21 protein-coding genes, 1 pseudogene and 1 riboswitch are annotated in these 21,417 nt (G+C 69.8%); of the genes and pseudogenes, 12 read left to right on the plus strand and 10 right to left on the minus strand.

Annotation, left to right across the window (positions count from 1 at the left end; translation table 11 throughout):
* Positions 1 to 86 precede the first annotated feature (86 nt).
* On the minus strand, positions 87 to 668 hold the full coding sequence (locus C5E06_RS01135) for a hypothetical protein (protein WP_104305726.1): 582 nt from the start codon (positions 666 to 668) through the stop codon (positions 87 to 89).
* 125 nt (positions 669 to 793) lie between these two features.
* A complete protein-coding gene (locus C5E06_RS01140; RefSeq protein WP_104240025.1) occupies positions 794 to 2,062 on the minus strand; it encodes an ammonium transporter in 1,269 nt (422 codons plus the stop codon).
* Positions 2,063 to 2,297: 235 nt separating this feature from the next.
* Between C5E06_RS01140 and C5E06_RS01145 the strand changes: the two genes are divergently transcribed.
* The 10 genes from C5E06_RS01145 to C5E06_RS01190 all read left to right on the plus strand — a co-directional run bounded on the left by C5E06_RS01145 (position 2,298) and on the right by C5E06_RS01190 (position 10,773).
* A complete protein-coding gene (locus C5E06_RS01145) occupies positions 2,298 to 3,164 on the plus strand; it encodes a DUF1684 domain-containing protein (RefSeq protein WP_104305727.1) in 867 nt (288 codons plus the stop codon).
* Entirely contained in the window at positions 3,161 to 4,228 is a 1,068-nt protein-coding gene (locus C5E06_RS01150; RefSeq protein ID WP_104240027.1) for an LLM class flavin-dependent oxidoreductase, read from the plus strand. Before C5E06_RS01145 ends, C5E06_RS01150 begins: the two co-directional genes overlap by 4 nt.
* Positions 4,225 to 5,337 (plus strand): GNAT family N-acetyltransferase, encoded by a 1,113-nt coding sequence (locus C5E06_RS01155; RefSeq protein ID WP_104305728.1) that lies wholly within the window; start codon positions 4,225 to 4,227, stop codon positions 5,335 to 5,337. The genes C5E06_RS01150 and C5E06_RS01155 overlap by 4 nt, the downstream gene beginning before the upstream one ends.
* A 97-nt stretch (positions 5,338 to 5,434) precedes the next feature.
* A complete protein-coding gene (locus C5E06_RS01160; RefSeq protein ID WP_104305729.1) occupies positions 5,435 to 6,271 on the plus strand; it encodes an alpha/beta fold hydrolase in 837 nt (278 codons plus the stop codon).
* Between the two features lie 313 nt (positions 6,272 to 6,584).
* Complete coding sequence (locus C5E06_RS01165; RefSeq protein WP_104305730.1) at positions 6,585 to 6,803, plus strand: hypothetical protein; 219 nt, start codon at positions 6,585 to 6,587, stop codon at positions 6,801 to 6,803.
* A gap of 31 nt (positions 6,804 to 6,834) precedes the next feature.
* On the plus strand, positions 6,835 to 7,398 hold the full coding sequence (pyrE, locus tag C5E06_RS01170; RefSeq protein ID WP_104305731.1) for an orotate phosphoribosyltransferase: 564 nt from the start codon (positions 6,835 to 6,837) through the stop codon (positions 7,396 to 7,398).
* A 9-nt stretch (positions 7,399 to 7,407) separates the two neighbouring features.
* On the plus strand, positions 7,408 to 7,998 hold the full coding sequence (locus C5E06_RS01175) for a septum formation family protein (RefSeq protein ID WP_104305732.1): 591 nt from the start codon (positions 7,408 to 7,410) through the stop codon (positions 7,996 to 7,998).
* A gap of 23 nt (positions 7,999 to 8,021) precedes the next feature.
* Complete coding sequence (locus C5E06_RS01180; protein ID WP_104305733.1) at positions 8,022 to 8,450, plus strand: SRPBCC family protein; 429 nt, start codon at positions 8,022 to 8,024, stop codon at positions 8,448 to 8,450.
* 190 nt (positions 8,451 to 8,640) lie between these two features.
* Positions 8,641 to 8,767: riboswitch (FMN riboswitch) on the plus strand.
* 102 nt (positions 8,768 to 8,869) lie between these two features.
* On the plus strand, positions 8,870 to 9,679 hold the full coding sequence (locus tag C5E06_RS01185) for an ABC transporter permease (protein WP_104240034.1): 810 nt from the start codon (positions 8,870 to 8,872) through the stop codon (positions 9,677 to 9,679).
* A 35-nt stretch (positions 9,680 to 9,714) separates the two neighbouring features.
* Entirely contained in the window at positions 9,715 to 10,773 is a 1,059-nt protein-coding gene (locus C5E06_RS01190) for an ABC transporter substrate-binding protein (protein ID WP_104305734.1), read from the plus strand.
* Positions 10,774 to 10,983: 210 nt separating this feature from the next.
* On the opposite strand, the gene C5E06_RS01195 is transcribed toward C5E06_RS01190, so the two are convergent.
* Positions 10,984 to 11,826, minus strand: a complete 843-nt coding sequence (locus tag C5E06_RS01195) for an NAD(P)-dependent oxidoreductase (protein ID WP_104240036.1) — start codon at positions 11,824 to 11,826, stop codon at positions 10,984 to 10,986.
* An 89-nt stretch (positions 11,827 to 11,915) separates the two neighbouring features.
* Between C5E06_RS01195 and C5E06_RS01200 the strand changes: the two genes are divergently transcribed.
* Positions 11,916 to 13,265: a PLP-dependent aminotransferase family protein gene (locus tag C5E06_RS01200; RefSeq protein WP_104305735.1), complete on the plus strand. Its 1,350-nt coding sequence runs from the start codon at positions 11,916 to 11,918 to the stop codon at positions 13,263 to 13,265.
* 27 nt (positions 13,266 to 13,292) lie between these two features.
* Here C5E06_RS01200 and C5E06_RS01205 read toward each other — a convergent pair whose 3' ends face one another.
* Together C5E06_RS01205 and C5E06_RS01210 are read right to left on the minus strand one after the other, a co-directional pair.
* Positions 13,293 to 13,943 (minus strand): TMEM175 family protein, encoded by a 651-nt coding sequence (locus C5E06_RS01205; RefSeq protein WP_104305736.1) that lies wholly within the window; start codon positions 13,941 to 13,943, stop codon positions 13,293 to 13,295.
* Between the two features lie 29 nt (positions 13,944 to 13,972).
* Complete coding sequence (locus tag C5E06_RS01210) at positions 13,973 to 14,551, minus strand: sugar O-acetyltransferase (protein WP_104305737.1); 579 nt, start codon at positions 14,549 to 14,551, stop codon at positions 13,973 to 13,975.
* A gap of 138 nt (positions 14,552 to 14,689) precedes the next feature.
* Between C5E06_RS01210 and C5E06_RS01215 the strand changes: the two genes are divergently transcribed.
* On the plus strand, positions 14,690 to 15,628 hold the full coding sequence (locus C5E06_RS01215) for a site-specific DNA-methyltransferase (protein ID WP_104240230.1): 939 nt from the start codon (positions 14,690 to 14,692) through the stop codon (positions 15,626 to 15,628).
* On the opposite strand, the gene C5E06_RS01220 is transcribed toward C5E06_RS01215, so the two are convergent.
* The 5 genes and pseudogenes from C5E06_RS01220 to C5E06_RS01240 form a co-directional block, all read right to left on the minus strand.
* Positions 15,625 to 16,761, minus strand: coding sequence for a cysteine desulfurase family protein (locus C5E06_RS01220; RefSeq protein WP_104305835.1), 1,137 nt, complete (start codon positions 16,759 to 16,761; stop codon positions 15,625 to 15,627). The two genes, C5E06_RS01215 and C5E06_RS01220, sit on opposite strands and share 4 nt — an antisense overlap.
* A 14-nt stretch (positions 16,762 to 16,775) precedes the next feature.
* Positions 16,776 to 17,657 carry a carboxylating nicotinate-nucleotide diphosphorylase gene (gene nadC / locus C5E06_RS01225; protein WP_104305738.1) on the minus strand — a complete coding sequence of 294 codons (882 nt, stop codon included), beginning with the start codon at positions 17,655 to 17,657 and terminating at the stop codon, positions 16,776 to 16,778.
* Positions 17,657 to 19,384 carry an L-aspartate oxidase gene (locus C5E06_RS01230; protein ID WP_104305739.1) on the minus strand — a complete coding sequence of 576 codons (1,728 nt, stop codon included), beginning with the start codon at positions 19,382 to 19,384 and terminating at the stop codon, positions 17,657 to 17,659. The genes nadC and C5E06_RS01230 overlap by 1 nt, the downstream gene beginning before the upstream one ends.
* A 1-nt stretch (position 19,385) precedes the next feature.
* Positions 19,386 to 20,684, minus strand: coding sequence for a quinolinate synthase NadA (gene nadA, locus C5E06_RS01235; RefSeq protein WP_104305740.1), 1,299 nt, complete (start codon positions 20,682 to 20,684; stop codon positions 19,386 to 19,388).
* Positions 20,685 to 20,706: 22 nt separating this feature from the next.
* Positions 20,707 to 21,357, minus strand: a pseudogene (locus C5E06_RS01240) (NUDIX domain-containing protein); the annotation flags it as partial.
* Between the last annotated feature and the right edge of the window lie 60 nt (positions 21,358 to 21,417).

The following is a 21,417-nucleotide window of genomic DNA, read 5'->3' on the forward strand; positions in this document are numbered from 1 at the left end:
CACCACCGTATGGGGAGCGAGCAGATGCGCGGCGACGTTTGCGATAACGGTTCGGCACGATCAAGCGCGTACCTGTCACAGCCCGGTCACGAGCCCTGGGGCACCTCGACGCAGGGGATCGCCATGGTCGCGACGAAGGCGCCATCCGAGTGCATCACCGGGGGGACGGTGTCGTCGAAAATCGCCGCCTCGCCCTCAGCCAGGTCGGTGTCGGCGACGCGGAGGCGCCCGCTGATCAGGTAGATGGCCCGCACGTCCGGGTCGAACTCGACGGGGTCGCTCACGAACACGCGGCCGAGGATGATGGGCTGCATCTCCGACTTGCGGGTCACCCGCAGCAGCCGGGTGCTCTTCGCGCGTCCGATGGAGCTGCGCAGCAGGAGGAGCGGCGTCGTCGACTCGACCACGATCTGGTGGTCGGCGCGCACCTTCTCCTGCCGTGTCCCATCCACGAGTCGCAGCTGCGGCCCGCTGATGCCGAGCCAGTGGTCGACCGTTCCCTCAGGTCGGTGCAGCGACTTCACGTTTCGCTTCACGTCGACGAGGGAGAGGCTCCACCTGGGGTCGACCTCGTCGTCCGGGTCGCGCCAGATCTCGTGCACGCTTCCCGAGCGGAGGTCGGTGCCGAGTCGTTCCCGGGGCAGCGACTGCGGCGTGACGATCTTCATCGAACGGCGTCCAATCTGCGTGTAGCTCAGTTGGGGTTGGCGCTGCCCTGGTGGGGGAAGGCCAGAAGGTGGCGGCCAGTCTGTGAACTGTGCCGCCACCTTCGAGGTCGGTGAACGGGGCGACGCTAGACGCGCGTGTCCTCCAGCACGTAGCCAGCCTCACCGTGCGAGACGGTGTCGAGACCGGCGATCTCGTCCTCGTCCTTCACACGGAAGCCGATGGTCTTGTGGATGATGAATCCGATGACCAGGGCTCCGACGAAGGAGTACGCCATGATGGCGAAGGCCGCGATGGCCTGCACGAGGAGCTGCGTGCCGTCTCCACCGAGGAACAGGCCGGTGCCGTTGGCGAAGAAGCCAAGGTAGAGGGTTCCGATGAGGCCGCCGACGAGGTGGATGCCCACGACGTCGAGCGAGTCGTCGAGGCCCAGCTTGAACTTCAGGTCGATCGCGATGGCGCAGACGGCTCCGGCGATGACGCCGAGGAGGATCGCCCACACGGGGTCGAGGGATGCGCAGGCGGGGGTGATGGCGACCAGGCCCGCGACGGCACCGGATGCTGCGCCGACCGAGGTGGGCTTGCCGTCGCGGATCTTCTCGACGACCAGCCAGGCGAGGAGCGCGGCCGCGGGGGCTGCGATCGTGTTGACGACGGCGAGGGCTGCGACGCCGTCAGCGGCGAGCTCGGACCCGGCGTTGAAGCCGAACCAGCCGAACCAGAGGAGGCCGGCGCCGAGGAGCACGAACGGCGGGTTGTGGGGGACGTGGGCTCCCTTGCCGAAGCCGACGCGGCGGCCGAGGACAATCGCGAGGGCGAGGGCTGCCGCGCCGGCCGTGATGTGCACTGCCGTGCCGCCGGCGAAGTCGATGACGCCGAGGCCGAACGTCTCCTGCAGGCCGTAGGTCGTCCATCCGCCGTAGGCGAAGGAGCCGTCATCGGCGAGGCCGAAGTTGAAGACCCAGCTCGCGACGGGGAAGTAGACGACGGTCGCCCAGATGCCGGCGAAGATCATCCACGAGCCGAACTTCGCGCGGTCGGCGATGGCTCCGGAGACGAGGGCGACGGTGATGATCGCGAAGGTCGCCTGGAAGGCGGCGAACGCGAGCGGTGGGTAGGCGGCGTCTTCCGGCACCTCGAGGAGGCTGGAGAGCCCCATCGCGGACGGGTCGATCGCGAAGAGCGGGCTCAGGCCCTCAGCCGCCGGGAAGGCGATCGAGTAGCCGAAGAGCACCCAGAGCACGCCGATCAGGCCGATCGCTCCGAAGCTCATCATCATCATGCTGATCACGCTCTTCGCCTTGACCAGGCCTCCGTAGAAGAACGCCAGTCCTGGTGTCATCAGCAGCACGAGCGCCGCCGCGAAGAGGATGAATGCGGTATTTCCTTGATCCATCGTTGTAGACCTCTCTGCAAGGGACGCACGTGGGGCGTCGGGGTGCACTCATGGTGCGCTCGTGCTGTTTCGCCTGCGCGGCGGTGGTGTTACGCGAACGAACGAAGTGTGTTGCAGTCGTGTTTCCGGTGTGTCCCCTGAAACGCACCGCCCGCCTTGCACAATGTGACGCCCTGAGTAGTCCGGCGCAGCCCCCGTCTTACGGTTCCAGGCGGCGTCTGCCTACCATCCCGGCATGAGCATCTCGGCTTCCCCGTCCCTTGTCCGCGACGTCGACCGCGCCCAGTTCAACCGCGACTGGGAGGCGTGGCACGTCGAGCACGAGAAGCGGCGCACCGATGGCCACGGGTTCCTAGCCGTGACCAGCCTGAACTTCCTGTCGGAGGATCCGCAGGCCATCGACGGCATCCCCGGTTCCTGGTCGCTCGAGGACGGGCAGGCGATCGTCGATCTTGCCGACGGCGAGACCCTCGAGGCTGACGGCCTCCTGCTGCAGGGGCCCCGGCTGCACCGGTTCCCGTGCATCGCCGAGCGCGACGGGGTCACCGCCCGCGCCGGCAGGGTGCTCATCGAGATCGCCAAGCGGGGAGGCTTCACGATCGTGCGCCCCCGCGACCCCGACTACGACTACCTGGCCGCCTACTCGGGCACCCCCACCTACCTCCCCAACCCGCGCTGGCGCGCGCAGGGCACATTCGAGGCGTTCGACGAGCCGCGCGATGTCACCGTCGGTGCGGCGGTCGAGGGGCTCGAGCACGTCTACTCCTCGCCGGGCAGGGTCACCTTCGAGCTTCGCGGCGAGCAGTTCTCGCTCACCGCGTTCAATGGGCACGAGGCTGGATCGCTGCTCGTCCTGTTCACGGATGCGACGAGCGGCCTCACGACGTACGCCGCGAACCGTGCCCTGTCGGTCTCGGCGCCGGATGCGGATGGCCGCGTCACGGTCGACTTCAACCGCGCCGTGAACCTGCCCTGCGCGTACACGGTCTTCGCGACCTGCCCGCTGCCTCCCGCCGAGAACCGACTCCCCGTCGGCATCGAGGCCGGGGAGAAGACGCCGCTCGCGAAGGCCGGCGAGCACGCAGAGGGCGCCTCAGCGTGAAGTTCCAGGTCCTCGACATCGTCCCGTACGTCGCCAACCCGGTCACGGGCGAGCAGCTGACGCCGTCCGAGCGGCTCCACGAGACCCTCGAGTTCGCGCTGCGCGCTGAGGAGCTCGGCTTCGACGCCTTCTCGGTGGGGGAGCGCCACGCTGGCCGCTTCCTGTCGTCCTCGCCGAGCGTGCTCCTCGGGGCCATCGCGGCGCAGACGTCGACGATCCGCCTCCAGACGGGCGTGACCGTGCTGTCGATCCTCGACCCCGTTCGAGTCGCCGAGGACTTTGCGACGATCGACCAGCTCTCGCGTGGCCGCCTCGAGATCACCATCGGCAAAGGAAACGAGGTCGCCCAGTTCCCGCTGTTCGGTCTCGAGATCGACGACCAGTGGGAGCTGCTCGCCGAGAAGTACGCGTTGCTCCGGCAGCTGTGGCGGGAGACCGAGCTCGACTGGCCAGGCAGCGAGTTCACGCGCCCCCTCACGAAGGTCACGACCCTGCCGCGGCCGTATGCCGGACCGCCCCGCGTGTGGCACGGCTCGGCCACGACGCTCGCCTCAGCAGCCCTCGCGGCGAAGTGGGGCGACCCGCTCTTCTCGGCGAACGCCATCCAGCCTCTGCGCAACTACGAGGTGCTCGTGCGCCACTACCGGGACGAGTTCGAGCGCCACGGCCATGACCCCCGCACCGCGTTCGTCGGCGCGGGCGCGGGCTCGCTCTTCATCGCCGAGACCTCCCAGGAGGCGAAGGAGCAGTACGGGCCCGTCTACGAGGCCCTCGTCGCCGCCACCAACGTGCCAGGCAACAACTCCGTGTTCCGAGACATCGACCACGCCATCGCCGAGGGGCCGGCGCTCGTCGGCAGCCCGCAGCAGGTGATCGACAAGATCGGCCGCTTCCACGGCGCCTTCGACCACGACCTGCAGTCGATCAGCCTCCCCACCACGCTCCCGCACGAGCAGCAGCTCGACCAGCTCGAGTACTTCGCCACTGCCGTCATCCCAGCGCTCCGCGAGGAGTTCCCCACGACGCTCTGGAGCGACGAGCTGGTCGGGGCATCCGCCGCATGACGCAGACCGCACCCGTGCCGACGCAGGCGGCGTCGGCCGCACCCGTGCCGCCAGCGCCCGCTGGGATCCGCGTCCGCGAGGCGGCGCCCGCCGACTGGCCCGAGGTCATCCGCGTCAGCGAGGCGGCGTTCGCCGCTGGGCCATACGGGAACCTGCAGGTCGGCGAGGAGCGCCGACGCTTCGTGCGCGACGTCGAGGGACGAGCCGCAGCCGGTGCTGTGCTCGTCGCCGAACGCGACGGTTCCGGCGGCCGCGACGGCGCCGAGGTCGTGGGCACGCTCAGCATCGCGCGCGCCGGCACGGGCCCATCGCGCCTCGCCACGGGGGAGGAAGCGGAGGTGCGCCTCCTCGCCGTCTCACCGACCGCGCAGCGGCTCGGCGTCGCGAAGCGCCTCATGCAGGCGGCGAGCGAGACGGCGCTCGGGTGGGGCGCATCCGCGCTCGTGCTCGACACGGGCGGCAAGAACCTCGCGGCGCAGGCGCTCTACGAGGGCCTGGGGTATCGGCGCACCAACGGGGCTGACGACGCGAGCGACACGGAGGCGGTCGCCGATGCGTCCCGCGTCCCGCACATCGACTACCGGCTGCCGTTGCAGCTCGACCCCGGCGTCGTGGTGCGGCTCGTGCGGCCGAACGAGATCGACGCCGTCTCAGCCCTCTCGCTGCGCGCCTACGAACTCGAGTACACGATCTCGGGCCACTACCGCGACGACATCGTCTCCGTCGCCGAGCGCGCCGAAGCCAACCAGGTGTGGGTCGCCGTGGATGCGGGGGACGGGGAGCTGCTCGGATCCGTCGTGACGCCGAAACCGGGGGAGCACCTCACGACGCTGCCCGAGAGCGACGAGGAGCTCGACTTCCGGCTGCTCGCCGTCGACCCAGGCGCTCGCGGGCGCGGGGTCGGCGCGATCCTCACCAGGCTCGTCATCGAGCTCGCGCGACAGCGCGGGCTGCGGCGCGTGGTCATGAACAGCGGACCGCAGATGGTGCGAGCGCACCGCCTCTACGAGCGGCTCGGCTTCTCCATCCTCGAGTCGCGCGTGCGCACCGTCGACCCCGGCGACGGGCGGCCGCCGTTCCAGCTCCTCGCCTTCACGATCGACGTCTGAGCGTTGCCTCCGAACCTCCGAGCCACCGATCCGATGCGAAGCCCGGCTCCGAATGATTCCCGATGCGTCGCAAGTCGCGGCGCGGGAAGGCACCGCAATGACTGAGATCACCGCACACCACGGCCTGCTCGCGGAAACGAAGCTCCACGTCGACGACACGGGCGGAACCGGTCGCCCCGTTGTCCTCATCCACGGTTGGCCGCTCTCGGGTGAAGCCTGGAACCACCAGGTGCCGGCCTTCGAGGCCGCCGGCCACCGCGTCGTGACCTACGACCGCCGCGGCTTCGGCCGCAGCGACAAGCCCCTCACGGGGTACAGCTACGACAGCTTCGCCGACGACCTGCAGTCGGTGCTCGAAGCCCTCGACCTGCGCGAGGTCACCCTCGTCGGCTTCTCCATGGGCGGCGGCGAAGTGGCCCGCTACCTCGCGAAGTTCGGCGACGAGCGCGTGCACAGCGTCGTCTTCGCATCCGCTGTCCCGCCGTACCTGCTGAAGACCGCCGGCAACCCGGACGGCCCCCTCGAAGCTGCAGAGGCCGCCAAGATGACGGCCGCGCTCACCGCCAACCAGGAGTCGTTCTACGACGGCTTCATCACCACGTTCTACTCGGTCGACGACAAGCTCGTCGTCTCCGAGCAGGAGCGCCAGGCGGCCATCGAGCTGACCAAGCAGGCGTTCAAGCCCGCCGCCCTGCAGGCCATGGCGGCGTTCGCGAGCACCGACTTCCGCGACGACCTGCAGGCCGTGAAGGTGCCGACGCTCGTCATCCACGGTGACAGCGACGCGACCGTGCCCTTCGAGGGGTCCGGAGCTCGCACGAACGAGGCCGTCGCCGGCTCCGAGCTGTACGTCGTGGCGGATGCGCCCCACGGCGTCAACGTGAGTCACGTCGACGAGTGGAACCGGGTCGTGCTGGAGTTCCTCAGCCGCTGATTCCGCGAGGAGCGTGACAACTCCGCTGGACGCCGGGACCCGGCCACCGTCGTTTCGGTGGCCGGGTCTCGGCGTCTCGGCGATCTCACAGCGTGCGCGCGCTCGGCGGCCTTGGAGGCGCTGGGATCGCCGCCGTCGCAGGATCCGCAGAGTTCACTGGGAGTCGCGGAGATGGGCGAGTCCAGGCCATCGACGGCCCAGGGCGCTTGACAGCGGGCCGAGGGGATTGATGGGCTGGCGGCAGCTCGACGCGCAGGACCGGAAGCATCCCGAGACAACGAAGGCCAGCTAGGCGCTGGCCGGAGGAGGCGTGATGAAGACGAACACCGTGACGAAGACCAGCGAACTCGACCCGACCACGTCGTCCGGGGCAGGCGACCATCGGCCCGCGTCCTCCGGTGGCGGCGGCATGACCGCGAGCCGCGACGAACACGGGCTGCCGACGGGCGCCGCCCTGCGGGAGTGGCGTCGCGCGCATCCGCGGGCCACGATCGCCGACGCCATCGCAGCGGACTCGCTCTCAGCGCGCTGACCGGCCCCTCGGGCGATTAGGCTTGAGGACCGTGACGACAGACCGCGACGCCCTCATCGAACTCATCCGCGACGAAGCCGTGTTCCACGGCGACTTCACCCTCACGAGCGGGAAGAAGGCGACGTACTACATCGACCTCCGCAAGCTGAGCCTCGACCACCGCGCCTCGCCGCTCATCGGACGCGTGCTGCTCGAGGTCATCGTGGAGTTCGAGACCCTCACGGGCGCGCCGGTGGATGCAGTCGGCGGCCTCACGATGGGTGCAGACCCGCTCGCGAGCGCCGTCATGCACCAGGGGCTCGCGCAGGGCAAGATCGTCGACGCGTTCGTCGTGCGCAAGGAGCCGAAGGACCACGGCCGCGGCCGCCAGGTGGAAGGGCCGGACCTGGAAGGTAAGCGGGTCGTCGTGCTCGAGGACACGTCCACCACGGGCGGCTCGCCGCTCAAGGCCATCGAAGCCCTCGAGAAGGTCGGCGCGAAGGTCGTCGGCGTCGCCGTCATCGTCGACCGCGCCACGGAAGCGCAGGGCGTCATCGAAGCCGCGGGCTACCCGTATCGCGCCGCGATCGGCCTCGAAGACCTGGGCCTCGCCTAGGCACTCCCCATGGCAGCGACCCCCACGCCTGAGGCGCGCGAGCAGCCTCAAGCACGCGAGCAGCAGGTGGAGCGCGCCGCGAAGCGCCGCAACCGCGGCGTCCTCGCAGCGCTGATCGGGGTCCTCCTCCTCGGTGGGGCCGCGCTCGGAGTCTGGCTCCAGCCGTTCGGCGACGGTCAGGTCCCGCCAGAGGAGACGGCCGGGCCCGCGCTCACCGAGGTGCCGCTCGCGGGCGCCGACGCGTCGCTGCTCGAGCCGGGCCAGTGCATCCGCGACTACGTCTCGCCCTGGGAGCCCAGGTTCGATGTCGTCGACTGCGACGCCGAGCACTCGGGGCAGCTGCTCGCCGACGTCGAGGCGACGACGCTGTCCGCAGACGCCGAGTATCCGGGCGAGGAAGCGCTCAGGGACCGCGCCCAGATCACGTGCCAGGCGAGCGACGTCCTCGACACCGCCGCGGCCGCGGCCGTGCCCGGGCTCGTCATCGAGGCCAGCTACCCCCTGAACCAGGCGGACTGGGACGCGGGGCTGCGCGGCTACCGCTGCTTCGCCTCCACGCCGGGGGCGTCCACGACCGGCTCGCTCGCGGCGAACCGGTAGCGTGCGACGGCTACGCTCATCGCATGACCTTCGTGAGTGAATCCATCGACATCGATGTGCCCGTCGACGTGCTCTTCAACCTCTACGCCGAGCCGGAGTCGCTCCCGAGCGTCCTCAGCATCGTGAAGCACGTCGAGGTGCTCGGCCCTGATCTCATCAGGTGGGACGTCGAGCTCGTCGGGCAGCGACGCTCGATCGACGCGAAGGTCGTCGTCAACGAGCCGGGCAAGCGCCTTCGCTGGGAATCGGTCGAGGGCCGTGCGTCCTTCGCCGCCGAGGTGCGCACCGAGGCGATCACCCCGGCCAGCACCCGCGTGACGGTGGATGCGGAGTTCGACGCCGGCGGCATCGCCGAGCGCCTCGGCCTCGCGAAGCCCATCGCAGCAGCCGCGATCTCCAGCGAGCTCCGCAGCGCGAAGAAGACCGCGGAGGCGCAGGCCGCCGCCGGATAGCCGTGTCTCGAGATGGCTTTCGCGCCTCGGGATGTGTTGCAAGCCATCCGCGTGCGTGCAGACCATCCCGAGAGAACGGTGGCAAGGGCGACGACGCTGCTGTCCAGGCATTCCCTGGAGCTGTTCGCTCGTCGCGGAGCGTCACGATGTCGCGCATCACGGGGGCGTGTCGTATTCTGGCGACAGAGTCCACGTGCTCCGGGGTCGGTGTAATTCCGAGCCGGCGGTTATAGTCCGCGACCTGCTCCCGCAAGGGAGTGGCTGATCTGGTGAAATTCCGGAACCGACGGTGAAAGTCCGGAAGGGAGGCGCACGTGACGGCACGCCTCGGCGTACCGTCAGCTCGTGGAATCCGCCGACCAGTTCGGCGACCTCCACGCGCCTCGTCATCCCCGGAGCTTTCCACGAAAGCCGGGTAGATGAACACGACGTCAGCACGCTTCCTCGCACCGATCACGGTGGCGATCGGTGTGCTCGCCGTGTGGTGGCTCGTCACGGCGGCGGGGCTCATCTCGCCGCAGTTCCTCCCTGCTCCCGGCCAGCTCGCCGAGCGCTTCTGGCTCGACGTGACGAAGGGCCCGATGCTGGGCCACGCGTGGGTGACGCTCTCGGCGGCCCTGCTCGGCAGTCTCCTCGCGATCCTCGTGGCCGTGCCGCTCGGCTACCTCATCGCGCGCCTCCCGTGGGTCGATGTCGCGATCACCCCGTACGTGGCCGCGTCGCAGGCCGTCCCGGCCATCGCCCTCGCACCCCTGCTCGTGCTGTGGATCGGCTACGGCCTCGCCCCGACGGTCGTGCTCTGCGCGATCATGTCGTTCTTCCCGATGATCGTCACGACCGTGCTCGGCGTGCGGCAGCTCCCGCAGGACGTCATCGAGGCGGGGCGCATCGACGGCGCCAACTGGTACCAGCTGCTGTGGTGGGTCGAGGGGCCGCTCGCCCTGCCGAGCGTGCTCGCCGGCATCCGCGCCGGTGTGACGCTGTCCATCACGGGTGCCGTCGTCGGCGAGTTCACGATGGGTGGGCGGGGGCTCGGCATGCTCCTCACCCTCAACCGCGACGCCAACGACATCCCCGGTATCTTCTCCACGCTGCTCATGCTCGTGCTCCTCGCCGTCGCCCTGTACATCCTCATGCGGCTGTTCCAGAACGCCGTGACCTGGAACGACGACGAACCCAAGTCGAGGCGGCGCGCCCGCGTGCTCGCCGACGAACCGCTCCCCGCCTGACCTCACACCCGCCCTCTCTCGATCTGGAGACGCCCATGAACACTCGTCCAACCACCGCGGGCTTCCGCTCGCGGGCCGTGCGCTCCGTCATCGCGGCCGGCGCCGTGGCAGCCGTGGCCGTGCTCGCCGGATGCTCCCCCTCGGCAGACGGCAACGGCGCGGAGGCACCCGCCGCGGCCGCGGGCGACGTGACCATCGGCCTCACCTACACCCCGAACATCCAGTTCGTGCCGTTCTACGTGGCCGAGGCGAAGGGCTACTTCGACGACAAGGGCGTCAACGTGGAGCTGCGGCACCACGGCGAGGGCGAGGACCTGTTCGGTGCGCTCGCGAACGGCACGGAGGACTTCGTGTACGCGGGCGGCGATGAGATCACGCAGGCGCGGGCGGCCGACATCCCCGTCACCTCGGTGGCGACGCTCTACAACACGTACCCGGCGACGCTCATCGTGCCGGAGGACTCCGACATCACGACGGCCGAGGATGCGCGCGGCAAGACCATCGGCACGCCCGGCCCCTACGGGCAGACGTACTTCGCGCTGCTGTCGCTGCTGCAGAGCAACGGGCTGACGGCGGACGACGTGAAGATCGAGTACATCGGCTACACGCAGCAGGCGGCGCTCACGACGGGCGCGGTCGATGGGGTCATGGGCTACATCAACAACGACGCCGTGCAGTTCGAGAAGGCGGGCTTCCCGGTTCGCACGATCGAGATCGCGCCGGCGGATGCGCCGACCCTCGTCGGCCCGTCCCTGGGGGTCGCCGACTCGATCATCGAGGGCGACGACGCGTCGATCACCCCCGTGCTCGAGGCCCTCGCACTGGCCACGCAGGACGTGATCGACAACCCGGAGGAGTCGATCGACATCGCCGCCGAGTACATCCCGACCCTCTACACGGACGAGGCGAAGAGCGACGCGCTCGCGACGCTCGAGGCGACCATCCCGTTCCTGTCCGCGCAGGAGGGGCAGCCGCTCTTCACGAACGACGCCGACGTGTGGGCCACGATGGCGACGTTCATGAGCGATCAGGACCTGCTCGAGAAGCCGCTGGACGGCGACGCGTTCACGAACGCGTACGTGCCAAAGGGCTAGACGTCTGAGACCAGGACGTTGTTGACGCGGCGCCGGCAATAACGCCCAGTTCAGTGCTGCGACGAGGACGGCGGCGTTGGAGACGACGAATACCAGTCGTGGCCAGTGGCCAGTGAGTGGGGCGGACGAAGTTGAGGACCAGGCTGACGGGCAGGACTCCCGTGTAGGTGATGACGGCCTGTCGCCAGGTTCCGGGCCGGAATGCTGGCCTCACAGAGTGCTGAAACCTTCGCGCCAGCTTGGGTGCTGCAGAACGAGACCGGTGTCATGGGCGCGCGCGTTCGAGACGGGGCGACCGATATTGCCGGAGTCCGGGGTGTTCGGCTCGGGTGCGCCGACTGCGGCCGCGAAGAGTGGTGCCCACTCGTACCCGGCCGCGGGCTCGTCGTCGACGATGTTCCAGATCCCGCTCGGCCACCCCAGCGCGAGGAGGGCCGCGTGGGCAGCATCGGCGGTGTGGATGAAGGACGCCACTGTCTCGGTGGTCTGCAAGCGACCGGCTCGTGCGTCCTGTCCGTAGCGTCCGTCGCGGGAGTACCAGGTGTCTGGTCCATAGAGCTGACCAAACCGCAACACAACATGCTCCGGGATCTCGCTGACCGCAGACTCGAGCGCCCTCACCGCGGAGATCGTCGTACGCCTGGGTTCGGCGGGGTCGGGATCGAGCGGCTCGGCCTCTCCGGCGAGTTCGGCTCCAGAGGAGTAGACCCAGGAGATGCTCTCTGCGATCATCCGAGACGTACCAGCCTGCCGGGCTGCGTCGACGAGATTGCGGGTGCCCACGATGCGCAAGCGCGCGTTGCTTGCAGAGCTTCCCGTGCCGAGATCCGTCAGGAGATGCACGATCACCTCTGGTCTTGCCTGGCCCACCGCCTGCAACACGGCGTCTCTGTCGAGCGCATCAACGACGATCGGGGCCGCGCCGAGCCGGCTCAAGAGGGCCGCCCTGACCTCGGAGCGGGTTGTGGCTGCCACCTCATGCCCGGCCGCGTTGAGCAGCGGAATGAGTGCACGCCCGAGCACGCCGGAACCACCAGCAATGAAGATGCGCAACAGGAACCCCTCTCGTCAGGAACGCTCACGAGGCTAAACCAGCCCTGGACCATCTGAAAGTTCCAGATGACGAGCAGTATCTTGGTCCAATGGATGATCTCTTCCGTCTGGACAGGTCATTGCCGAAAGCGCGTGCGGTCGAGCACACCATCCGCAATGCGATCGCACGAGGTGCCCTCGCTCAAGGGGCCAGGTTGCCTGCGACGCGCGAACTCGCTGTGGAGTTCGGCATCGCCCGCAACACCGTCGTGGCCGCGATCGACGACCTCGTCGCCGAAGGCGTCCTGGAAGCCCGGCCGCGGGCCGGGATTTTCGTCGCTCGCAACACCTCCCCGGCACACCGCACGGAGAAGACTGCCCCCGGGATGCGGTCTGGGTTTGATCTGCGACCAGGGCAGCCTGAGCGTGGCTCCTTCCCGACCGCACGATGGCTCGCTGCCACCCGGCGCGCCGCGTCATCCGCGGGGGCCTTCGAAACGGATGGAGCGGGCGTCTTGGAGTTGCGCAGCGAGCTCGCGGCCTATCTCAGTCGAGCCCGCGGGGTAGAGACCACTGCCGAGGCGATCGTGATCTGTGCTGGTTTCCGCACCGCCTGCACGCTTCTTGCCGCCGCACTCGCATCTCAGGGCGCGACAACGATCGAGATCGAAGACCCATCGCTGCCCGGGATCGACCGGCCCTGGCGCACGGCCGGGCTCACCGTGAACGATCTTCCCGTAGACAACGACGGTGCGGATGTCAGTCAGCTACGCAATGAGACCAACGCAGTCCTGCTGACCCCGGCGCATCAGTTCCCGCTCGGCGGCGCGCTCGCCCCCACCCGACGTCAACTCGTCGCTGATTGGGCCACAACAAACGACAGCTACATCATCGAGGACGACTACGACGGCGAATTCCGCTTCGATCGTCGCCCGATCGCGGCACTGCAACGATCCGTGCCCGAACACGTCGTCTACGCGGGTAGCGCCAGCAAGACCCTCGATCCCGGGCTTCGGCTCGGCTGGCTCGTCCTTCCGCACGATCTCGTACAGCCCGTCACTGAGGTCTCCGAGGCCCTCACTGGCGGCGCCCCGGTACTCAACCAGCTCGCTCTCGCGTACCTGATCCGCAGCGAGGACTACGAACGCCACATCCGCCGCCAGCGCCGCGAATACGCTCGACGCCGCGCCTATCTTCAACGCGCGCTCCACAGTGCGGGGTACGACGTCCCCGGTATCCCGGCCGGACTCCACGCCCTGATCCCGGTGAGTGAGGATCAGGTGACCTTGGCGAGCGACCATGACGGCCTCTCCTCAGACGCTGTCGCAGTGCACACGCTTTCCCGCTACACCCGAAGCCATCCGCAACCCCGAGCGCTCGTCACCGGATTCGCTACACCCTCGCGCCCTCAATTCGAACCAGCGATCAACGCCCTCATCGCGCTACTGAACACGCCTTGACGTCTACAACCTCACGGCGAGCAACGGCTAGGCGTCCTCCGGCTCCTCGCCGTCGCGCGCGGCCATCCGCTTCTGGATGGCCGACGAGACGGGGCCCGTGAGGAGCAGCAGCAGCCAGGTGTAGCGCGCAGGGTCCGGGCCGAGGAGCAACGCGACCTGGATCGACAGGGCGAACACGGCCGGCACGACGAACGTGAACGCCGACCGGCGGCGCGCCGCCCGCGACGGCTCCGTGAGCCCGCGGTGCACGGCCACGACCCAGATGACGTGCTGCGCGAGCGACGCGCAGATGATGTTGACGGCGTAGAGCACGACCGGCAGGGGCTGCGCGTCGAGGGTCGCCTCGCTCATCGACGCGGTGCTGAACGGCAGCAGCACGATGAAGAACATCGCCACGATGTTGGTGTTGAGCAGCGGGCCGTCGAGCGCCGACACCTCGCCCATGAGGCGGTGGTTGACCTTCCAGAAGTTCGCGATGACGAAGAAGCTGATCGCGAAGGCGAGGAGCTGGTCGAGCACGCCGGAGCCGGCGAGCGCATCCCAGCTCGCCCAATGGTCTGCCGTTGGCGGCACGATGTCGACGACAAGCAGGGTGATGGCGACCGCGTAGACCGCGTCGAAGAACGTCAGCCCACGGTCGAACTCCGTGGTGCCGCGTGCGTAGCTGCGTGAAGCCATGATGGATGCTCCGTCTCCGTGAGGTCCGGTCAGTCGAGGGATCGGATGACGCGTGCCGGGTTGCCCACGGCGACGACATTCGCGGGCAGGTCCTTCGTGACGACGGCACCAGCGCCCACGACCGTGTTCTCGCCGATCGTGACGCCGGGGCAGACGATGACGCCGCCGCCAAGCCACACGTTGTCGCCGAGCGTGATGGGCGCGCCCGCCTCGTAGCCGGCGCGACGGGGCTCGGGGTCGAGCGGATGCGTCGGCGTCAGCAGCTGCACGTTCGGCCCGATCTGGCAGCTCGCACCGATCGTGATGGGAGTGACGTCGAGCGCCACGAGACCTACGTTGACGAAGGTGCCGTCGCCGATCGTGATGTTGGAGCCGTAGTCGACGTACAGGGGCGCCTTCACGGTGACGTTCGCGCCCAGACTGCCGAGGAGCTCGGCGAGGATCCCGGATGCGCGCTCCGTGTCGACGGGGAACGCCGCGTTGTACTCGGCCTGCAGCCGAACCGCGCGCTCCGCCCCCGCCAGCAGCTCCGGGTCGTCCGCGTGGTACAGCTCGCCGGCGAGCATCCGCTGCTTCATGGTGCGACCGTCGTCGAAGTTCACCGTCATGGCAGAACCCTAGCCTGCGCCCGGATACGGCCGAGTGTGCACGTTCCGGCTCGCTCGGCGCGTTAATCTCGACGGGTGACCTCGTTGTGGAACGCCGCAGGACCCGACCTCGTCGTGCACGGCGACAACCTCGACGCCATGAGTCGCCTCCCAGACGGTGCCTTCCAGGTGATCTACCTCGATCCGCCCTTCAACACCGGCAAGCAGCAGAAGCGGCAGTCGGTGAAGGTGAAACGGCAGTCGCCAGTGGAGGAGTCCGTCGAAGCCGCCGAGCTCGGGGAGGCGCTCGCGCACGACGCCGCGCCCGCCGAATCGGAGGCCGCGGCCCCAGCATCCACGCCGCTCACCCGCACGGGGTTCCAAGGTCGCAGCTACGAGCACACCCTCGGGGAGCTCTCGGCGTTCAACGACGAGTTCGCCGACTACTGGGGCTTCCTCGAGCCCCGCCTCGTGGAGGCCTGGCGGCTGCTCGACGAGACGGGCACCCTGTACCTGCACCTCGACTACCGGGAATCGCACTACGCGAAGGTGGTCCTCGACGCGCTCGTGGGGCGCGACAAGTTCCTCAACGAGATCATCTGGGCGTACGACTACGGGGCGCGCACGTCGAAGCGGTGGCCGGCGAAGCACGACACGATCCTCGTCTACGTGAAGGACCCGAAGAAGTACCACTTCGATGCCGCCGAGGTCGACCGTGAGCCGTACATGGCACCCGGCCTGGTCACCGAGGCGAAGCGGGAGCGGGGCAAGCTGCCGACGGACGTCTGGTGGCACACGATCGTCTCCCCGACCGGGAAGGAGCGCACCGGCTACGCGACGCAGAAGCCGGCGGGGCTGCTGCGGCGCATGATCCGCGCATCCAGCCGTGAGGGCGACTGGGTGGCGGACTTCTTCGGCGGCTCCGGCACGACGGCGGCGGTGGCGCGCGAGTGCGGGCGCAGGGTCGTGACGGTCGACGCGTCGGTGGATGCGCTGCGCACCATGCGGAGGCGTCTCGGCCCAGAGGGGGTCGAGTACCGGAAGCTCACGAAGGACGGCTCGAGGCTCCTCTCGGGCGCCCCGAAGCGCAGGCGCTAGCCCCTCGAGACGCGCGCGACCGCCTCGAGGAGGGCGTCCGCCACCCCACCGAGCTCCTCCGCGGTCGTGGACGCTCCCCACGTGAACCGCAGGGCCGTCCGCGCGTCGTCCTCCGCGATGCCGAGGGCGAGCAGCACGTGCGACGGCTCGTCGTGGCCAGCGGCGCAGGCCGCGCCAGCCGAGGCGAGCACGCCGTGCTGCTCGAGCTCGAGCAGCACCGTCTCGCCGTTGATGCCGGGGATGACGAGCGACGCGTGCCGGGGGAGGCGAGCGGATGCGTGGCCCGTGAGCCGCGCGCCCGGGATCGACCCCAGCACCGCGGTGATGAAGGCGTCCCTGGCGCTGACGGCGTCGAGCTGACCCGCGCGCCGCTCCTCGTCGGCGAGTCGCAGCGCGACCGCGAACGCCACCGCGAAGGCCACGTTCTCCGTGCCCGAGCGCCGCCCACGCTCCTGGCCGCCACCGTGGATGAGCGGCTCGAGCGGCAGCCTCGACCGCACCGCGAGGACCCCGACCCCCTTCGGGGCCCCGAGCTTGTGGCCGGACACGCTGATCGCATCCACGCCGCTCGACGACATCGAGATGTCGAGGGAGCCCGCCGCCTGGATGGCGTCCGTGTGGAACGGCACACCGCGCGCGTGGGCCACGACAGTGAGAGCGGTGATGTCCTGCACCGTGCCGACCTCGTTGTTCGCCGTCGAGACCGAGACGAGCGTCGTATCGTCGCGGAGGGCATCGGCGAGCGACTCCGCGCTGACCGTGCCCCGGGCATCCACGTCGACGAACGACACCTCGAAGCCGTGGAGCCGTACCAGTGCGTCGACGGAGGCGAGCACCGATTCGTGCTCGAGGCGGCTCGTCACGACGTGCCGTCCGCGCGGGTCGCCGAGCGCGAGGCCCTTGACCGCCAGATTGTTCGCCTCGGTGCCGCCCGAGGTGAAGACGACCTCGGTGGCGCGGCAGCCGAGCACGGCCGCGACGCTCTTCCTAGCGTCCGCCAGCGCTGCAGCCGCCTCCTCGCCGAGCCCATGCGTGCTTGACGGGTTGCCGAACGACGCCGTCAGGAACGGCCAGGCGGCGGCGAGCGCCTCCTCGCGAACCGGCGAGGTCGCCGCGGCGTCGAGGTGCAGCACGTCAGGCACCCGCCTCAGTCATCGGTGTCTGACACGGGCCCGACCTCGAGCGACATATCGAGACCCAGGTCGATGGCCCGCGCGCTGTGGGTGAGTGCGCCGACGGAGATGACGTCGACACCGGTCTCCGCGATCGCCGCGACCGTCTCGAGGCTCACCCCGCCGCTCGCCTCCACGACCGCCCGACCAGCGATGAGGGCGACACCCTCGCGCAGCTCGGCAAGCGAGAAGTTGTCGAGCATGATCGTGTCCACGCCCGCGTCGAGCACCGCCGGGATCTGGTCGAGCCGATCGACCTCCACCTCGACGTGCGTCGTGTGGCCCAGCCTCGCTCGCGCCGCGAGGAGCGCATCCGTGACCCCGAGACCGGACTGCTGGAGCAGCACCGCCAGGTGGTTGTCCTTCGCCATGACCGCATCGGACAGCGAGAAGCGGTGGTTCCGGCCGCCCCCGCTCGCGACGGCGTGCCGCTCGAAGGCCCTGAGCCCTGGCGTCGTCTTGCGGGTGTCCGTGATGCGAGCCGAGGTGTGGGCGACGGCCTCGACGTAGCTCCGAGTGAGGCTCGCGATGCCGCTCATCCGCTGCGTGAAGTTCAACGCGACCCGCTCGGCCGTCAGCACCGACCCGGCGGGGCCCGTCACCGTCGCCAGCACATCCCCGGCCGCGAACGCCTCGCCATCCTCGGCGTGCAGATCGACGAGGACCTCGGCATCCGTCAGCCGGAACGCCGCCGCGAACACGTCGATGCCCGAGAGCACCCCCGCCTCGCGGGCGACGAGCGTCGCGCTCGCGGTCGCCTCGACGGGAATGAGCGCATGAACCGTGATGTCACCCCACGGGGCGTCTTCGGCGAGCGCCGCGCTCACGGCGGTCGCGATGTGGGCAGGAGTCAGCATCAGTGCGCCATCGCCTTCTGTCGGAGGGGGAGCGAGCGGGGGAGCGCGCGCGGCGACGCGGGCGGGGATGCGGCCACTGCCGCCCCCGCCGCCGGATGCTCGTCGGATCGGAAGTGCGCGCCCACCGACTCGGTGCGGGCAAGAGCTGCGGCCACCGTGAGGCGGGCGAGGAGGAGCAGGTTCGTGTCCTCGCGGTCGGAGACGGAGGAGGAAGCCCCCTCTGTTGGCCGTGCTTCGACCCACGCGTCGAGCGTGAGCTTGGCGTCTTCGAGCGCCGGACCGCTGCGGTGCAGCCCCGCCTGCGCCCACATGAGCCCCTGCAGCGCCCCGCGCGAGAAGGCTGGCGTCGCCTGCGCCCCCGCCACCCCCGCGGTTGCCGCCGCCGCCGTCTGACCAACTTGCGGGATGAGACCGGCATCCGCGCAGCCATCCGCTTGCCTGGCCCCATCTGGTCCCGGAAGTTGGTCAGCGGCGGCGAGGGATCGCGCTGCGGCGTCGTGGTGGATCGCCTCCGCGACGCGACGCCCGAACACGGCACCCTCGAGGAGCGAGTTCGACGCGAGCCGGTTGGCGCCGTGCACGCCGGTGCGGGCGGTCTCCCCGGCGGCGAACAATCCGCGGATGCTCGTGCGCCCGGAGAGGTCGGTCACGACCCCGCCCATGAGGTAGTGGGCGGCCGGCGTCACGGGCACGGTCTCGCGCGACCAGTCGAGCCCGCTCTCGTCGATGTGCGCGGTGATGCTGGGGAACCGGCGCTCGAGGAACTCCCGCCCGAGGTGCCTCGCATCGAGGCGGACAGGGCGGCCGACCTGCCTCGCCATCTCGTCGGCGATGCCCCGCGCCACGACGTCGCGTGGGGCGAGCTCCGCGTCGGGATGCACGCCGAGGAGGAACCGCTCGCCCGCTTCGTTCAGCAGCACGGCTCCCTCCCCGCGCACGGCTTCCGAGATGAGCGCGCCGCCGGAGCCGGCGAGCACTGTCGGGTGGAACTGCACGAACTCCAGGTCGGCGAGCTGCGCGCCGGCCCTGGCTGCGGCGGCGATGCCGTCGCCGGTCGCGACGGCGGGGTTGCTCGTGTGGGCGAAGAGCTGGCCGGTGCCGCCCGTCGCGAGGACGACGGCGTCGGCGGAGTGGAACCGGGGCGTCGGCGCCTCGGGGCTGAGCAGCCACGCGCCGACGGCACGCTCGCAGCGCACCGCGACGTCGGCGAGGAACGTGTGCTCGAGCAGCCGGAGCTCGCCCTTCGCGGCCGCCGATCGGACTGCTGCGCTGAGCGCGCGCTGGATCTCGCGCCCCGTGGCATCCCCGAACGCGTGCAGGATGCGGGCGTGCGAATGCGCGGCCTCCAGGCCCCGGCTGAGCGCGCCGGCGGGTTCCCGGTCGAAGCGGGTGCCGAGCGCGATCAGCTCGAGGATGCGCGCCTCCGCGGAACGGCAGAGCTCCTCGATGGCGCGCCGGTCGCCGAGGCCGGCACCGGCCGCGACGGTGTCGCGGACGTGCGACTCGACGCTGTCGTCGGCGTCGCCGATGCCGATGCCGATGCCGGTGCGAGTGCCGAGCACCGCCGCGATGCCGCCCTGGGCGTGGGACGTGGCGGTGTCGTCAATTGTCGTTTTCGTGACGACGCTCACGTCGTGGCCTTCTGCGCAGGCGGAGAGGGCGGCGGTCAGGCCGGCGATGCCGCTCCCGATGATGAGGACCCGCAGGGGCCCGGCCTCCCGGGCCATGTCAGGACGCCATCGTGGTGTCCGGCCTTGCCGCGAGCATCCGCTCGACGGCGACCCTGGCGGGCTCGGCGATGTGGGCGGGCACGCTGATCTGGTTGCGCACCTCGCCCGCGACGAGCCCCTCGAGCACCCAGGCGATGTAGCTGGGGTGGATGCGGTACATCGTCGAGCAGGGGCACACCACGGGGTCGAGGCAGAAGATGGTGTGCTGGGGGTACTCGGCGGCGAGGCGCTGCACGAGGTTGATCTCGGTGCCGATCGCGAACACCGACCCGGCTGGGGCGGCCGCGATGGCCTTGGTGATGTAGTCGGTGGAGCCGTACTCGTCGGCGGCGTCGACGATCGCCATGGGGCACTCGGGGTGCACGATGACGCGCACGTCGGGGTACTCGGCGCGGGCCTTCTCGATCTGCGCGACGGTGAAGCGCTTGTGGACGGAGCAGAAGCCGTTCCAGAGGATCACCTTGGCGGCGTCGAGCGACTCCGGGGTCTGCCCGCCGAGGGGGCGGCGCGAATTCCAGAGCGGCATCTCCGTGGTGGGCACGCCCATGGCCTTCGCGGTGTTGCGGCCGAGGTGCTGGTCGGGGAAGAAGAGCACCCGCTGGCCGCGCTCGAAGGCCCACGTCAGCACCGTCTCGGCGTTGGAAGAGGTGCAGACGATGCCGCCGTTGCGGCCGCAGAACGCCTTGAGCTCGGCGGAGGAGTTCATGTAGGTGACGGGGATGACGGGCACGCGGCCGCTGGCGTCCGGCTCCGTGCCGTAGAGCTCGGTGAGCTGCTCCCAGCATTCTTCGACCGAGTCGCTGTCGGCCATGTCTGCCATGGAGCATCCGGCCGCGAGGTTCGGGAGGATGACGGCCTGCTCCGGTGCCGACACGATGTCGGCGGTCTCCGCCATGAAGTGCACGCCGCAGAACACGATGGCTTCTGCCTCCGGCTTGGCCTTGGCGGCGTTCGCGAGCTGGAAGGAGTCGCCGATGAAGTCGGCGTACTGCACGACCTCGTCTCGCTGGTAGAAGTGGCCGAGGGTCACGACTCGGTCGCCGAGCGTGGCCTTGGCGGCGAGGATGCGGTCGTGGATCTCCTCGTCACTCGCGGTCCGGTACTCCTCCGGCAGGAGCTCCTGCCTGGGCGCCGCGGGCGGAAGCCGGTCGGCCATCGACGCCCCAGGCCCGTAGGACGGCACTTGCAGGTCGAACACCCACGGGGACTTCACGAGCTCCGGCGAGCAGCTCTCGCCCGCCTGCTTGCCGTTCTGGATGCGCGTGATCGTGGTGTGCACTGAGGCGGTCGTGGTCATGGCTTGCGTCTTTCTGGGGGAGGTACCGGTAGAGCTTCGGGGGTCGGTGTCGGGTGCCGGCGAGGGTCTCTCCGGTCTCGGTGAGGGACTTCGAGGCGAGCATGTCGCGGCGGAAGTTGGCGGCGTCGAGCGGCCTGCCGAGCACTGCCTCGTAGACCTCCCGCAGCTGGGCGAGGGTGAAGGAGTCGCCGAGGAAGCTGTGCGCGATCGAGCTGTACTCGACCTTGTTCCTGAGCCGCCAGAGGGCGTAGTCGATGATGCGCCGGTGGTCGAAGGCGAGGGGTGGCAGGTCGTCGACGGGGTGCCAGCGCACGTTGTCTCCGAGGCGGGCGGAGCTGGCCTCCTCGCCGCCCACGAGCGCCCAGTAGACGACCGAGACGACGCGGGGGTCGTTGCCGAAGACGCGGTCGGCGTCGCCGAAGGCGTAGAGCTGCTCGAGGTACTTGGGCGCGAGGCGCATCGTCTCGAAGAGGGTGCGCGAGGCGGCGGCGCCGAGGTCTTCGTCGCCGAGCGGTCCGCCTGGGAGGGCGAGGAGGTCGATGAACGGCTGGCGCTGACGGCGCACGAGCGGCACCCAGATCGTGGGCGCTGGCGCCCGGTGCGACGAGGGCGGGGATGGGCGCAGCGCGAAGATCACCGTGGAGACGGCGAGGGTCGCGTTGGTGGCGGTCATCCGCTGCTCTCTGCTCTGCTGGTGGTGTCGCCGTGGCGGCGGATACTTAAGGTCAGTTCG

Source organism: Pseudoclavibacter sp. RFBI5, assembly GCF_002931395.1.
In the GTDB taxonomy this organism is placed as follows: Bacteria; Actinomycetota; Actinomycetes; order Actinomycetales; family Microbacteriaceae; genus Pseudoclavibacter.